Annotated in this window: 14 protein-coding genes; 11 read left to right on the forward strand and 3 right to left on the reverse strand. The window is 53.5% G+C overall.

The annotated features are described in order from the left end of the window. Positions 1 to 52: 52 nt before the first annotated feature. From prmB to AC3DKE_RS03820, 3 genes are read left to right on the forward strand one after another with little or no spacing between them, the layout of a single operon-like run. Entirely contained in the window at positions 53 to 1009 is a 957-nt protein-coding gene (gene prmB, locus AC3DKE_RS03810; protein ID WP_487990102.1) for a 50S ribosomal protein L3 N(5)-glutamine methyltransferase, read from the forward strand. Further along, a complete protein-coding gene (aroC, locus tag AC3DKE_RS03815; RefSeq protein WP_379069030.1) occupies positions 1009 to 2124 on the forward strand; it encodes a chorismate synthase in 1116 nt (371 codons plus the stop codon). The genes prmB and aroC overlap by 1 nt, the downstream gene beginning before the upstream one ends. Beyond that, on the forward strand, positions 2121 to 3284 hold the full coding sequence (locus AC3DKE_RS03820; protein WP_487990103.1) for an MFS transporter: 1164 nt from the start codon (positions 2121 to 2123) through the stop codon (positions 3282 to 3284). Before aroC ends, AC3DKE_RS03820 begins: the two co-directional genes overlap by 4 nt. On the opposite strand, the gene AC3DKE_RS03825 is transcribed toward AC3DKE_RS03820, so the two are convergent. Next, a complete protein-coding gene (locus AC3DKE_RS03825) occupies positions 3281 to 4147 on the reverse strand; it encodes a class I SAM-dependent methyltransferase (protein ID WP_487990104.1) in 867 nt (288 codons plus the stop codon). The two genes, AC3DKE_RS03820 and AC3DKE_RS03825, sit on opposite strands and share 4 nt — an antisense overlap. A gap of 171 nt (positions 4148 to 4318) precedes the next feature. Between AC3DKE_RS03825 and AC3DKE_RS03830 the strand changes: the two genes are divergently transcribed. Beyond that, positions 4319 to 5182 carry an alpha/beta hydrolase fold domain-containing protein gene (locus tag AC3DKE_RS03830; RefSeq protein ID WP_487990105.1) on the forward strand — a complete coding sequence of 288 codons (864 nt, stop codon included), beginning with the start codon at positions 4319 to 4321 and terminating at the stop codon, positions 5180 to 5182. Next, positions 5182 to 5934 (forward strand): hypothetical protein, encoded by a 753-nt coding sequence (locus AC3DKE_RS03835; protein ID WP_487990106.1) that lies wholly within the window; start codon positions 5182 to 5184, stop codon positions 5932 to 5934. Before AC3DKE_RS03830 ends, AC3DKE_RS03835 begins: the two co-directional genes overlap by 1 nt. A gap of 40 nt (positions 5935 to 5974) precedes the next feature. On the opposite strand, the gene AC3DKE_RS03840 is transcribed toward AC3DKE_RS03835, so the two are convergent. Beyond that, a complete protein-coding gene (locus AC3DKE_RS03840) occupies positions 5975 to 6874 on the reverse strand; it encodes an alpha/beta fold hydrolase (RefSeq protein WP_487990107.1) in 900 nt (299 codons plus the stop codon). Continuing rightward, positions 6871 to 7782, reverse strand: a complete 912-nt coding sequence (locus AC3DKE_RS03845; protein WP_340674938.1) for a LysR family transcriptional regulator — start codon at positions 7780 to 7782, stop codon at positions 6871 to 6873. Before AC3DKE_RS03845 ends, AC3DKE_RS03840 begins: the two co-directional genes overlap by 4 nt. 152 nt (positions 7783 to 7934) lie before the next feature. Between AC3DKE_RS03845 and leuC the strand changes: the two genes are divergently transcribed. The 6 genes from leuC (at position 7935) to AC3DKE_RS03875 (ending at position 14981) form a co-directional block, all read left to right on the forward strand. Beyond that, entirely contained in the window at positions 7935 to 9353 is a 1419-nt protein-coding gene (gene leuC, locus AC3DKE_RS03850; RefSeq protein ID WP_379069051.1) for a 3-isopropylmalate dehydratase large subunit, read from the forward strand. A 27-nt stretch (positions 9354 to 9380) separates the two neighbouring features. Beyond that, positions 9381 to 10031, forward strand: coding sequence for a 3-isopropylmalate dehydratase small subunit (leuD, locus tag AC3DKE_RS03855; protein ID WP_340674940.1), 651 nt, complete (start codon positions 9381 to 9383; stop codon positions 10029 to 10031). A 40-nt stretch (positions 10032 to 10071) separates the two neighbouring features. Next, positions 10072 to 11151 carry a 3-isopropylmalate dehydrogenase gene (leuB, locus tag AC3DKE_RS03860; protein ID WP_379069055.1) on the forward strand — a complete coding sequence of 360 codons (1080 nt, stop codon included), beginning with the start codon at positions 10072 to 10074 and terminating at the stop codon, positions 11149 to 11151. An 81-nt stretch (positions 11152 to 11232) separates the two neighbouring features. Then, entirely contained in the window at positions 11233 to 12348 is a 1116-nt protein-coding gene (gene asd / locus AC3DKE_RS03865) for an aspartate-semialdehyde dehydrogenase (RefSeq protein WP_340674942.1), read from the forward strand. Positions 12349 to 12353: 5 nt separating this feature from the next. Continuing rightward, the gene (locus tag AC3DKE_RS03870; protein ID WP_487990108.1) at positions 12354 to 13325 is read left to right on the forward strand and encodes an Asd/ArgC dimerization domain-containing protein; all 972 of its coding nucleotides are present in this window, start codon (positions 12354 to 12356) and stop codon (positions 13323 to 13325) included. A gap of 48 nt (positions 13326 to 13373) precedes the next feature. Next, positions 13374 to 14981: a motility hub landmark protein FimV gene (locus AC3DKE_RS03875; RefSeq protein WP_487990109.1), complete on the forward strand. Its 1608-nt coding sequence runs from the start codon at positions 13374 to 13376 to the stop codon at positions 14979 to 14981. Positions 14982 to 14985 lie beyond the last annotated feature (4 nt).

A 14985-nucleotide genomic window follows, 5' to 3' on the forward strand; every position in this document is an offset into this window, starting at 1 on the left:
TACACGAGGTTGCCGTTTTTTCTGCTATCTACGTGATGGCCTGGGAGTGCATGTGAGCGAATCGAGCGCTGAACTAACCTTATCCGATGAGGTTTTGGCTGAAGCCCAGCAACATTTAGTCAATATTCGTGACTGGATTCGTTTTTGCGTTAGCTGCTTTCGTGGCTGCGATGTGCATTTAGGTCATGGCAGCGACGATCCCTTTGCTGAGGCGACAGCATTGGTCATGCAAACGCTGAACTTGTCGTGGTCCGCCGATGGCGAAATCATCGATGCACGCGTACTGCCCAGCGAGGCAGCGGCGATTGCCGATATTCTCAAGCGCCGCGTCAATGACCGCACGCCTTTGGCCTATTTACTGAATCTGTCTTACTTCGCCAATCTGCCATTTTATGTCGATGAGCGCGTGCTCGTACCGCGCTCGCCCATTGCTGAGCTGATTGAAAGCCGCTTTTTGCCTTGGCTAGATCATGAGCCACAGCGCATTTTAGATCTTTGCACTGGTTCTGGCTGCATCGCGATTGCTTGCGCTGTGGAGTTCCCTGATGCCTTGGTCGATGGCACGGATATTTCCATCGATGCCTTGAGTGTGGCTGCGCTCAACGTTGAGCATCACGACTTACAAGAGCGCGTTGGCTTACTCGAGTCTGATGTGTTTAACAAATTGCCTGGCCAACGCTACGATCTGATTATCAGCAACCCGCCTTATGTTGATGCCGAAGACATGGCTGATTTGCCGCTAGAGTTTACTCGCGAGCCGGAGTTGGGCTTGGCCTCGGGCATTGATGGCTTAGACATTACCAAGCGCATTTTGGCCGAAGCGGCTGATTACCTCAGCGAGGACGGCGTATTGGTGGTGGAGGTGGGCAATTCGCAATGGGCCTTGCAGCAAACCTTCCCTGACGTGCCCTTTGTTTGGGTCGACTTTGTCCGTGGCGGGCATGGCGTGTTTGTCTTGACCGCGGCCGATTGCCGTGAGCATCAAGCCACTTTTGAGAGCAGCATCTAATGGCCGGCAATAGCATTGGGCAAGTGTTTCGCGTGATGACCGCAGGTGAGTCGCATGGGCCGGCACTAACAGCGATTGTCGATGGCGTGCCCCCGGGCATTACGCTGTCTGAAGCAGATTTGCAGGGCGATTTAGATCGCCGTAAACCTGGCACATCTTCGTTTTCTACGCAGCGCCGCGAAGACGATGTGGTGCGTATTTTATCCGGCGTATTTGAGGGGAAAACCACCGGCACGCCGATTGCGCTGGTGATTGAAAACACCGATCAGCGCTCGAAAGACTACGGCAATATTGCCGACACCTTTCGCCCCGCACACGCCGACTACACTTACACGCATAAATATGGTTTTCGTGATTACCGTGGCGGTGGTCGCTCCAGTGCGCGTGAAACCGCAATGCGTGTGGCTGCCGGTGCCATTGCTCGCAAGGTTTTAAGCGAGCAGTTTGGCGTCAGTATTCGCGGTCGTGTCTCGCAAATTGGCGACATTAAAGCGCAGGTCTGCGACTGGAATTATGTCCGTGAAAATCCATTTTTCTGCGGTGATCGCGACGCCGTGACACAGATGGAGGCCTTGGTGCTGAGCATGCGCACCGAAGGTTCGAGCATTGGCGCGGCCATTGAGGTGTTTGCCGAAGGCCTGCCCGTGGGTTGGGGCGAGCCGGTATTTGATCGTCTCGATGCCGATTTGGCACACGCGATGATGAGTATTAACGCGGTGAAAGGCGTGGAAGTCGGTGATGGTTTTGCTGTGGTCAATCAGCGTGGCGAGCAGCATCGCGATGAGATCACACCAGAAGGCTTTTTGAGTAATCACGCCGGTGGTGTGTTGGGTGGTATTTCCACTGGGCAAGAGCTGGTGGTGCGTATTGCTTTGAAACCTACTTCGAGCATTACCACGCCAGGCCGCAGCATTAATTTGGCCGGTGAGGCGATAGATGTGGTCACTAAAGGTCGTCACGACCCCTGTGTCGGTGTGCGTGCAACACCGATAGCCGAAGCCATGATGGCCATCGTTTTACTCGATCATGCGCTGCGTCATCGTGCGCAAAATGCTTTGGTGCAATGCACTACGCCAGTCGTGCCAGGCCGAGTCTTGGGCTCAACGACTTCGTGAGTTCGAGTCCCCGCCCGCCGTTTATTCGGCTGGGCGCGTTTTACTTCTTCTACTTCGCCGTCATCGGCGGCTTCATGCCCTACTGGGGCTTGTATCTGCAAAGCCTTGGCTTCAACGCCGAGGCTATCGGCCAGCTAATGGCCGTGGTCATGGCCACGCGCATCATTGCGCCGAATTTCTGGGGCTATATCGCCGACAGCACCGGTCAGCGTTTGCGCTTGGTGCGTATCGGCGCCTTCATGATTTGCATCGGCTGGTTGGGCGTCTTTGTTGCTCGCGAGTTTTGGCCATTAGCCGCGGTATTACTGGCCTATGGCTTCTTTCAAAATGCCATTTTGGCGCAGTTTGAAGCAGTGACTATGGCGCACTTGGGCCGCCAGCGTGAACGCTATAGTCAAGTCCGCGTCTGGGGCTCGCTGGGCTTTATTGTCACCGGCACGGGGCTAGGGTTGGCGTTTGATCATTATGACGTTGCAATGTTGCCACTGGCATTGCTCGCCTGTGCTGTAGCCACATGGTTGGCGAGTTTATTTGTGCCAGACATCGCCACACCCACACGGCACGAAGCCGATTCAAATGTTTGGCAGCTACTAAAGCAGACGCCGGTCTGGAGCTTTTTTCTTGCGCATTTCTTGCTGCAGCTTTCGCATGCGCCGTATTACACCTTCTACAGTATTTTTCTCGAAGAGCATGGCTACTCGCGCACGCACATAGGTTGGTTATGGGGTGTTGGCGTGTTTGCCGAAGTCGCAATTTTTATCGTCATGCATAAGTTTTTGCCGTGGGTTGGCGAGCAACGGCTGATGCTGATTAGCTTACTGCTGGCGGCTCTGCGCTGGGTATTGATAGGGCAGTTTGTTGATACTGTAGAGGTTATTTGGTTGGCGCAGCTGCTGCACGCCGCGAGTTTTGCCACCTTCCATGCCGCTGCTATGACGCGAATTTATCGCTACTTTGGCGATGGCAACCAAGGCCAAGGTCAGGCGGTGTACAGCATGCTGTGGGGCACAGGTGTGGCGTTGGGTTCATGGTGGGTCGGCATGTTGTGGGCGCCAGATACCGGACCATGGATATTTACAGTTGCTGCTGGCCTGTGCGTGCTGGCATTTATAGCACTGCACTATGGCGCACGGCGTTCACTGCCAACAATCAGTGCCTAACCCCAGTTGCCAGTTCGAGCCGCAATCACTCGTACTTGATTAGCACCTTTTGCGCGGCAATAAGGCAGTCGCTCAGCAAAATCGCGTGGGCGTAGCAAATGTGCGCTGCCAAAGCCAGAGAGTAATAAGGCCTGTTCAGCACTCGCTTCACCATCAAAATGCAGATGCACCTGGCTGCGAACAAAGCGTGACAGCATTTTCACAAAGGCTTTGCTTGCTAGATCGTTACTGAGGTTACTTAGATGAATGTCGGATAGATAAATACCACGTTGCATATGGCCTAGTGCATCGGCTATACGGCTCCAAAGGCCAATCACGCTGTTGGTATCGAAGTAATTGATCAAACCCTCGGTGATGATGGCTGTGCCTTTGCGGCGGTCTAAGGTGCTGATCAGTGCGTTCAAGCTTAGCGGGCAATCATCGCTAAAAGCATCTATATCAACGACACGATGATTGCTGCTTTCGAGGCCAGCGTTTTTTAGTAGCTCGCGTTTGCGCTGAGCCATGGCCGGCAAGTCCGCCTCGATATACTCAATCGCATCACCATGACGCTCCGCAAAGCGCCAACCGCGAGGTGATAAGCCACTAGCAATTTCGATCACTTGAGTGATTGCGCCGCTACTAATGGCACGCTCTAGCTGGAGGTCGATGAGTGTGTGTCGCGCCAGTAAAATATTATCCATGCTGGGGCCGCTTAGGCGTTGCGAAAGCCATTGTGGCCCGCGTAATGCGGCGTATAAGGCTTGGCCTTTAAGTGTGGCAAAAGAGGGGTGGGATAGGCCGTTGGCAACCCAGACATAGCCGGTGTAATGCGCGGTGGGGCTGATGTTATTGTTATTTTTTTCTTGGCTATTTTTGGCCATGACCACTCCAATTAAAAGTCACGCTAGGCGGCTCTCGCACTCGTGCTTAGCGCTCGCAGACTACGGCGATTTTTATGATGGCGCTAGCGCATTGGTCGTTCTTGTTGTGTAACGCTTGCCAACTTGCGGAGTCTAAGGGTGTAGATGGGCCATTTAATGAGTGTAATGACTATGCGATTACCGTGTCTGATTCGATCTGTACTGCTCCACGCGCTGCTGCTTTGCGGTCTCTCACCATTGCTTCATGCCGAGGAGTTACCATCGCCAGAAACTGTGCGTTATAGCTCGCCGCAATGGCCAGCTAATCTGCAGGCCGATATTTATCGCCCCAATAGTTTAGCGTTAGCGCCAACGGTCCTGGTGATTCACGGCGGTGGCTGGAGTAGTGGTGCGCGTGACGATGGCTATGTAAAAGAAATTTGCGAACATTTACAGGCTGCGGGCTATGCCGCTGTCTCAGTGTCGTATCGACTAGCACCTGAATGGCGCTTTCCTGCACAGCTAGATGACATGAGTGAGGCGGTGCGCTGGCTAGCCACGCAGGGTGCTGAGCATGGTCTTGATACGTCGAGTATTGCCGTATGGGGATATTCGGCGGGCGCACACTTGGCTTCGTTATTGGCTATGCAGCCACAGGCATTGCCGATAGCAGCTGTCATTGCTGGCGGCATACCGGCCGACCTGCGCGAATGGCCGAACTCAAATATGGTGAAAGACTTGCTCGGCAAGTCGCGTGATGAGGCACCTGAACTCTGGGCTCTAGCTTCGCCAGTGACGCAAGTGAGCGCGCAGACTCCACCGTATTTTCTCTATCATGGCCGCCTAGATACGATGGTGAGCTATCAGCAGGCTAAACAAATGCAGGCAGCGCTAGCGCGCGCTGATGTGCCAGTCACACTCTATACACGCTGGTTTTATGGCCACTTTTTTGCAGCACTTTTCACCGGTGGTAGCAGCGCTGCGGCAACTAATTTTCTCGCCTCATACTTGGCGCCTGCCTCGATACCTGCGCATGTCGTCGGGAGTGATATGTGATGGGCGTGATTAACGTAGTGGCCACGCTAGTTATTGCTGCTAGTGCCTTATTGAGCACTCCTGCATCGGCAATAGAAACGAAGTCCTATTATGGCTATGCCACCGATTTGAAGACAGGCGAGTACCTTTATACCGAGGTGCATAATCACCAATACGATGGCGATCGTTGGCTATCTGGCACGATGAAGTTCTACGCTCCTGATGGCCGCTTCATGGGCGATAAAGCCTTAGATTTCAGCAAAGACGCCTATATCCCACTAGTAACATTCACGCTTGGCGGCGGCCGCTACCAAGACTCCATCACCGCGATCAGCGCCAAATCTGTCACGGTGAAAACTAAGCGTGATAAAGACATAGAAACCAAGAGAGTTGCCCGCCAAAAAAACCTAGCAGCCGACTCTGGTTTTAATGCATTACTCGTCGATAACCTAGACGATTTTAAGGCGGGAAATTCCATCGACTTAAGCTTGATAGTGATTGGTCGTCGCGACTTTTATCGCTTTAAGGCTGTACCCAAAGGCCAGTTGAATTTTGCTGGAGAGACGGCCATTCGTATAAGCATTCAGCCCGACTCGCTGCTGCGCTTTGTGGTTGATCCTCTCAATGTCATTTACGGCTTAGAGAGTAAGTCCTTGCTGCGTTATGAGGGCATCTCTAATATTCTCGATCGTGCTACGGGCAAACCCTTCAATGTGCGCATCGATTATCGCGTCAAACCTGATAAAGCACCGGCAAAACTGCCTGGACTCTAATACGTAAAAGACGAAATTGGCGGCTACCGATGGTGTTTGATCATCGCTTCTGGGTAGTGATAAATCTCAACACATAATCTGCCACCATTCGTGGGTTTTCAGCTTGCAGAAAATGCCCTACGCCAGGCAGCAAATGGCTTTGTGAGTTTCCAACTAGATCTTTCGTGAGCCGCTCATGAAAGCCACTGTGCATGCATCCATCATCGCGGCCGGCTAGCAAAAGCAGCGGCTGGCGGATGGGCTTACTCATCAATGCGTAGACTTGGCGAGTGCTGGCCCGCCACGGTGTAAATAGCGAACGATAATAGCGAGTGGCGGCCCAGGCGATGTCGGGCTGGCTCAGTGTCGCGCGTGCTTCCGCGATGTCATCTGGCGTGAATAACCAACTTGGTGACCAACGCTGCCAGGTTTTTTCTACCCAAGCGGCATGGTCTGCACTGACCCATCGCCACGATTGTGCAGATTGCAGATGCGCCATATAGGACGATAGCTTGAGCTGTTTTGGCAGGCTGGGTAGGGCGTGAGTGCTTCTAAGCAGCGGATAAAAGGCCGGAATGGCTAACAAGCTGATGCTTTGCCATAACGGCTGGTCTGCTTGTGTGGCGTGTAGTGCCGCGATTTGCGCTAAAACTGCGCCCCAATCATGACCAACTAAATGCGCTTGCGGCTGGCCAAGCTCATTGCACCATGCCGCTAAGTCTTCAGCGCAAGAGATTAAGTCATAGGCCGCATCGCGCTTTGCGCTGTCTTCGGTATAACCACGAAGCCACGGCATCAGAACCTGATATCCCGCGTCAACAAGTTGCTCGGCAACGCCATACCAACTGTGCGGCGTGTCGGGGAAACCATGCACAAGCATAACTAAGGGCGCTGTTGGTGAGCCCCAGTGTTCGGCGCGCAGCAAAAGGCCGCCGCGTTGCATAAAGCGGGTGTTTTTCATTGCGAGTCATCTCCAGAAGCGTGTTCACGTAATAGTGTCAGCATGGCTAGCGCCGCTCGTGAGAGCGCGCGTTTAGGGTGATAAACCACGCCAAGCTCTCGAGCCAGTGCGACTTTTTTCACAGGAATTGCCACCACGTCGGCATCACATAAATTAGTCGGCAATACGCTCCAGCCTAGCCCAACTGAAGTCATCATCTTTAGCGTTTCAAGATAATTAGTTTCTAAGCTGACCTGCAATTGCAGCCCCTCACGCGCCAACATGGCTTCGGTTATTTGCCGCGTGAAGGTGTTGCTGGCGGGTAAAATAGCCTCATATAAAGCCAAGTCTGCTGCCGCAATGCTGCCCTTGCGAGCGGCTTTGATAGCAAGCGGATGCGTCGGTGCTGCGACTACACTTAAAGGGTCTGGCCAAATAACTTCGTTATGCAGACGAGGATCTGGCGTTGGCGGCAGAGTAACGATGCCCAACTCAAGATCGCCGCTGCGCACTGCTTCATAAGCCTGCTCGGAGTCAATAAAGCGAATATCGAGCCGGACTTTGGGGTGCGCGCGGCTAAATGCGCGCAAGGTCGGCGGCAGGCGGTGGAGGCCAATATGATGACTGGTGCCCAGCAGCAAAGTGCCGCTCAAGGGTTCTTGTGCGGTGGCGGCGACATCGCGCGCTTGCCGATGCATATCGTCTAACTCGTGCAGCCAGTCGCGTGCTCGTGGCAGCAGGGCATGGCCAGTTTCGGTCAGGCTGATGTGCCGACCAACCCGATCAAATAGCGGCGCGTCGAGATGCGCCTCGAGCTGGCTGATGCGTTTGCTCACTGCCGGCTGCGTAATATGCAGAGCATCGGCAGCTTGTGAAAATGAAGCATAGCGCGCGACTTCGACAAAAGCGCGCCATAAAGAGCTATCCATTCGCATTCCATTTGGTAATGGCTTGTATGAAAACTATAAATTGGATTTATCACATACGCTAGCCTATTCTGGCAGGCCTAAAAGCAGTAAAGACACTGAAACGCGCCCAGCGAAGCTATAAAAGCTCATGCAGCGCAGACAAGGAGGCAATCATGGCCGGCAAAACTTTATACGATAAATTGTGGGAAGACCACGAAGTGACGCGCCGAGATGACGGCTCGAGCTTGATTTATATCGATCGCCATCTCTTGCATGAAGTTACTTCGCCGCAAGCGTTTGAGGGCTTGAAGTTAGCTGGCCGCAAGCCTTGGCGTTTGGATGCCAACGTGGCAACGCCTGACCATAATGTGCCGACTGAAAGTGTCGAGCGTGCTGGCGGCGTGGCGGCGATTGCCGATGTTACCTCGCGCATTCAAGTGCAAACGCTAAATGACAACTGCAATGATTTCGGCGTTGTCGAATTCACCATCAATGATATTCGCCAAGGCATTGTGCACGTGGTGGGGCCAGAGCAGGGCTTAACTTTGCCGGGCATGACCGTGGTCTGCGGCGATTCGCATACGGCAACTCACGGCGCATTTGCCTGCTTGGCGCATGGCATTGGTACCTCAGAAGTTGAGCATGTGTTAGCGACTCAATGCTTGATTCAGAAGAAAAGTAAAAACATGTTGGTACGTGTCGATGGCGTGCTTGGCGCTGGCGTGACACCGAAAGATGTGGTGTTGGCCATTATCGCGAAAATTGGCACGGCGGGCGGCAATGGCCATGCCATCGAATTTGGCGGCCAAGTCTTCCGCGACATGAGCATGGAAGGCCGCATGACCGTGTGCAATATGGCGATTGAGGCCGGTGCACGCGTAGGCATGGTTGCCGCCGATGATAAAACCATTGCCTATTTTGAAGGTCGCCCGTATGCACCAACTGGTGAGCAATGGGCTGGTGCGGTGGCTTATTGGCAGACTTTGCACTCCGACAATGATGCTGTTTTTGACACCACAGTCATCATCGATGGCAGCACCATTGCGCCACAAGTGAGCTGGGGCACTAGCCCTGAAATGGTCGTGCCGATTACCGCCAATGTGCCAACACCCGCCGATGCCCGTGACGCCGTGCAGCGCAGCTCGTTTGAACGCGCTTATGAATACATGGGCTTAACGGCTGGTCAGGCAATCACCGACATTTATTTAGATCGCGTGTTTATTGGTTCTTGCACTAACTCGCGCATCGAAGATTTGCGCGCCGCCGCAGTAGTAGCAAAAGGCCGCAAAGTCGCTAGCAGCATCAAGCAAGCCTTAGTGGTGCCGGGTTCTGGTTTGGTTAAGCAGCAAGCCGAAAGTGAAGGTCTGCACACGATTTTCATTGAAGCTGGTTTTGAGTGGCGCGAGCCCGGCTGCTCAATGTGCTTGGCGATGAATGCCGACAAACTCGGCTCGGGCGAGCATTGCGCTTCGACCTCGAACCGCAACTTTGAAGGTCGCCAAGGCAATGGCGGGCGTACGCATTTGGTCAGCCCCGCGATGGCGGCAGCGGCAGCGATTGCCGGCCATTTTGTCGATGTCCGTTCGTTCTAATCGACCACGAGTTTAGGAGTTAGCAGCATGCAAAAATTTACGACTATGACTGGCTTGGTTGCACCGCTAGATCGTGCCAATGTCGATACCGACCAGATTATTCCAAAGCAATTTTTGAAGTCGATTAAGCGCACCGGCTTTGGTGTCAACTTATTCGATGAGTGGCGTTATTTAGACGAAGGCTATCCTGGTCAAGACAATAGTGTACGGCCGTTAAACACCGAGTTTGTGTTGAATCAGGCACGCTACCAAGGCGCGCAAGTGCTGTTGGCGCGGCAAAACTTTGGTTGCGGCAGCTCGCGTGAACACGCGCCTTGGGCCTTAGATGAGTACGGTTTTCGCACCGTAATTTCATCGAGCTTTGCCGATATCTTCTTCAATAACTGCTTCAAAAATGGCTTATTGCCCGTGGTGTTAAGCGAAGCCGAACTTGACCAGCTATTTACAGAATGCGAAGCCAGCGAAGGCTATGCCTTGACTATCGATTTAGCCGCCCAAGAAGTACGCACGCCCAGCGGTGCGGCCTTTAGTTTTGAGGTCGATGCTTTCCGTAAGCACTGCTTGATCAACGGCCTCGATGATATTGGCCTGACCTTGCAAGATGCCGATGCTATTAGCGCCTTCGAAGTCAAAGCACGCGCCGCACGCCCATGGGTTTTCAACGCGCTCGCGCGCTGATATTAAGCACAACTTTTAGAGAATTTTTAGGAAATTAAACATGAGCCAACACATTGTTTTACTCGCCGGCGATGGCATCGGCCCTGAGATCGTCGCTGAAGCAGAAAAAGTATTAACACAGGTCAATGAGCAGTTTTCATTAGGCCTAAGCTGGAACCATGAGCTATTAGGTGGCGCCGCCATCGATGCTCACGGCGTGCCGCTGCCCGATGTCACCTTAGATGCCGCGCGTAAAGCCGATGCGATCTTGCTCGGTGCCGTTGGCGGCCCAAAATGGGATGCGATTGAGCGCTCCATTCGCCCTGAGCGCGGCCTGCTGAAAATTCGTGCTGAGCTGAATTTGTTCGCTAATTTGCGCCCAGCATTGCTGTATCCGCAGTTAGCTGCTGCCTCATCGCTGAAGCCAGAAATCGTCTCAGGTCTAGATCTGCTGATCGTGCGTGAGTTGACTGGCGGTATTTATTTCGGCCAGCCACGAGGCATTCGCATCCTAGAAAATGGTGAGCGCCAAGGCTTCAATACCGACATCTATAGCGAGTCAGAAATTCGTCGCATTGCGCATGTGGCTTTCCAGCTTGCGCAAAAGCGCAATAAACGCGTGCTCTCGGTCGACAAAGCCAACGTCTTGGAAGTCACTGAATTGTGGAAGCAGGTGGTCACTGAGGTCTCGGCCGAGTATCCTGACGTCGCCTTGTCGCATATGTATGTCGATAACGCCGCCATGCAGCTAGTGCGCGCGCCAAAACAGTTCGATGTCATCGTCACCGGTAACTTGTTCGGCGATATTCTCTCTGACCAAGCCGCCATGCTCACCGGTTCGATTGGCATGCTGCCATCGGCCTCGTTAGATCAGCAGAAGAAGGGCATGTATGAGCCTTGCCACGGTTCGGCTCCAGACATTGCCGGCCAAGGCATTGCCAATCCTTTAGCGACTATTTTGTCGGTGGCGATGATGCTGCGTTATAGCTTGAATGCACCGCTGGCCGCTGAAGCTATCGAAGCCGCCGTTGGTCGCGTGCTCGATCAAGGTCTGCGTACTGCCGACATTTTCAGCGAAGGCACTACGCGAGTTGGCACCAAAGCCATGGGCGATGCCGTTGTTGCCGCGCTTGCTGGCTAAGGCTCGAGACCCAGTACAGACATTTTAAGCGTCATTCTCGATGAGTTTGGTGCCACTTAATTTGATGAGATGGAGACGAAAATGAAAGTAGGTTTAGTCGGTTGGCGTGGCATGGTGGGTTCAGTACTGATGCAGCGCATGAGCACTGAAAAAGATTTCGATCACATCGATCCCGTGTATTTCACCACATCAAGCCCAGGCAGCATCGCGCCGCATTTTGGCGATAAAGATGCCGGTGTATTGCAAGACGCACACAGCATCGACGCGCTCAAAGCCATGGACACCATCATCAGCTGCCAAGGCGGTGATTACACCAGCGAAATTTTCCCTAAACTGCGCGAAGCTGGCTGGGATGGTTACTGGATCGACGCCGCCTCCACATTACGCATGGAAGACGATGCCGTCATCGTGCTCGATCCCGTCAATGACGACTTGATCGACGCTGCACTCGATAAAGGCGTGAAAAACTTTATCGGCGGCAACTGCACCAACTCTATCTTGCTGATGGGTGTTGGCGGTTTGTTCAAAGCCGGTTTGGTTGATTGGGTCACGTCGATGACTTACCAAGCAGCCTCGGGTGGTGGTGCCAATCATATGCGCGAATTATTGCGCGGTATGGGCGTGATTCACGATGCCGTTAGCGAAGAGCTAGACACGCCATCGTCGGCAATTTTGGCCATCGATCGCAAAGTCTCCAACACCATTCGCAACGATGTGCCGCGCGAATTTTTCGGCGCGCCATTGGCCGGTGGTTTGATTCCGTGGATCGATAAACAACTCGACAACGGTCAAACCAAAGAAGAGTGGAAGGGCCAGGCTGAGGTCAACAAAATTCTTGGTACTAGCGCCACAGTGCCCGTTGATGGCCTCTGCGTGCGCATCGGTGCCATGCGCTGCCATAGCTTAGCGCTCACGCTGAAGCTGAAAAAAGATCTGCCATTGGAAGAAATCGAGCAAATCATCCGAGCCGGTAACGACTGGGTGAAATGGGTGCCGAATGACCGCGACGAGACTGTTGCTGAACTGACGCCAGCGGCTATTACCGGCACTTTGCAAATAGGTGTTGGCCGTGTTCGCAAGCTCAATATGGGCCCTGAGTATGTCTCGGCCTTTGTCATTGGTGACCAATTATTGTGGGGCGCTGCTGAACCATTGCGTCGCATGCTGCGCATCTTACTTGCGCGTCAAGGAGCTTAAAATAGATGGCCGCTATCACGCAGTCAGTGGGTTTGTTTGGGGTGACAGGCGAGGTCGGGCGCGCATTTTTCGATGGTCTCGAAGCGCAACCCGCATTCGTTGGGCGTTTGCGTTTGTTCGCCAGTGCCGCCTCCGGCGAGGAAACCCGCGTCTATCGTGATCGGCCCATCGCCATCGAGGTGGTCGAGGAGTTAGCGGCCGACCGCTTCGATGATTTGAGCGAAGCCATTTTGGCCGTGCCTGCTGATGTTGCCGACGAGTTAGCCGCGCAGCTTTTGCAGGCCGGCGTTCGCGTTTGGGATGTCACCGGGCATTTGCGTGCTCACCCACGCGCCGTGCCCTTGTCACAAGCTACTGGTGCTGACCTGTTGATCGTCTGCGATGATCCATTAGTCGCGCTGTGTCAGCCCGTGCTCGATGCATTAGCTGAGCAAGCACCGCTCACAGAGTTGGCAATTACAGCACTGTCATCAGTGTCGTTGCGCGGTAAAGCTGGTGTGAAAGAGTTAGCAGCCCAAACCGGCAACCTACTCAACGGACGTGGCATTGAGCCTACAGTCTGGACACAGCAAATTGCCTTTAACGTACTTTTAGCTGATGGCCAACGCGATAGCTCAGGCCGTACTGCTCGCGAACGCCGCATCGAAAAATCATTTAGCGCCTACGCACCAGTGATTAGCGTCGAGCAAGTCGTTATGCCGCTGTTTTTCGGCGCTATGGTGCAGCTGCGCTGGCATACAGAAACAGCCATTACCGCAGATATAGATAAGTTACTGAGCACGCTACCGCATACGCAAGTGACAGCGGCTCAGGCCAGCGAATTACCAAGCCCAGTGTCCGATGGTGCTGATCATGATGGCGTTAGCATTGCCCGTGTGCAGGTCAGTGATAATCGCGGTTCGTTATGGATAATTGCCGACCCAATTCGCGCTGGGCTGGTACGCCCTGTGCTTAACGTCTTGATGAATTTAGGATAAAGCGGCATTATCGCGACAAGAAGAATACGTTCGCCAAGGAGACACCCCATGCGCCACGGCCTGCAATACGCCGCCTTTGTGGCCCTAGGCCTGATGTTGACGACGCCTGCATTGGCTGTCTCCGTCGGTGAAATACGCCCGCAATCACGTGTTGGTGAACCATTGGCAGTGCAAATTGCCATCATCGATAGCGAAGGTTTTGCTGACGATAGCATTCTAGTTACGCCAGCAACCGCCGCTGATCACGCACTTCTGGGCATGCAACGCCCAATTTGGCTCGACCAAATGGTGTTTACCACTGTGCGTGATGCCAAGGGTCAGCTACAGGTGCGTGGTAAAGCTTCAGCATTGGCTCCCAATAGCGAGCAAAACTTCTTAGTGCAACTCAGTTGGCCTGGCCATGTGCGCTTGCAGCAAGTCAGCGTTAGCTTGCCCGCTGCGGGTAGTGCGTTGCCAGCAAACGACAGTGTTGCAGAGTCGGCAGGGCCAGCGGCATTACCGACAACTGAAGCTACTGTCGTTATTCCTGTGCGGCCTAGAGCTGTCGAAAAGTTCACCGCAGTGCCGGTGGTCGAGAGCCCAGTGCAAGCTCGTAGTGGTCAACTTTTAGTCCGCCACGGCGATACATTGAGTCAAATTGCCAGTGAATGGGATCAGGATTTAAGCCTGAATCAACGCCAAAAAATCATTCGTGAGCGTAACCCGCAGGCCTTTATCAGCGGCAATATAAACCTTATCCGTGCCGGTGCTAGCCTTAGCTTGCCTGATACTACAACTATCGAAATCCCAACTGAGCGCGCTGCCAATCGTTGGTATCAAAAAGCTTTAAAACAGGCCGAAGGCTTACTTGAGCCGACACTGAAGAAGCCAGTGGTTGCTGCTGCAGGCGCTGAAAATGGTGAAGCAAGTGCTGATGCTAATCTGACACTGGTATCACCAGGAAAAGATAGTGGTGGTGCTAGTGGTGCGGCCGAAAACTCAGGTAGTGACGCCGCTGCTAGCGCTTTAGCCGATGCTGAGACTGAGCGCACGAGTCTGCTCGACAAACGCCTGCAATTAAGCAATCGACTAGCTGCTTTAAATGAAGAAAATGCCGATGCTGATAAGCGTTTGCAGGTATTGGATGAGCGTTTAGCTGCTATGGAGCGCGGTGAGCCAGTGGCAGATGATGCGGCCGACGCTGTCAGCGATGAATCATCGGAACATGACAATAACTGGCTGTGGTGGCTAGCCGCTGGCATCTTTTGGCTGCTGCTTTTTGTGGTGTTGCTGCGCCAACGTGCTCAAAACAAAGAAGCTGCAAGCGCAGCAGAGTCAGCTCCAGAAAGCTCGAAAGAGGATGCCGTCGAAGCTGCTACCGAAGATCGCACCGAACCCACATTCGACGATACCTTCGCGAATTTGACAGCAGGCTCATCCTCATTAGGTAGCTATGCTGATGAACCCGCTGGCGACGATGATGCCGAAGATGAGGGTGAGTACGACTTCCTCAATGACAGTGAATCCGAAGCGTTCCAAACCCGTCTCGATTTAGCTCAAGCCTATTTGGATATGAACGAGGTTGATGCTGCACGTCAATTGCTCGATCGTGTTGTTGAAGGTGGCACTAGCGAGCAGCGTGCGCGCGCTAAAGCACTTATTGATGAGCTAGGCTAAGCGC

The organism is Paraperlucidibaca sp., from assembly GCF_982810325.1.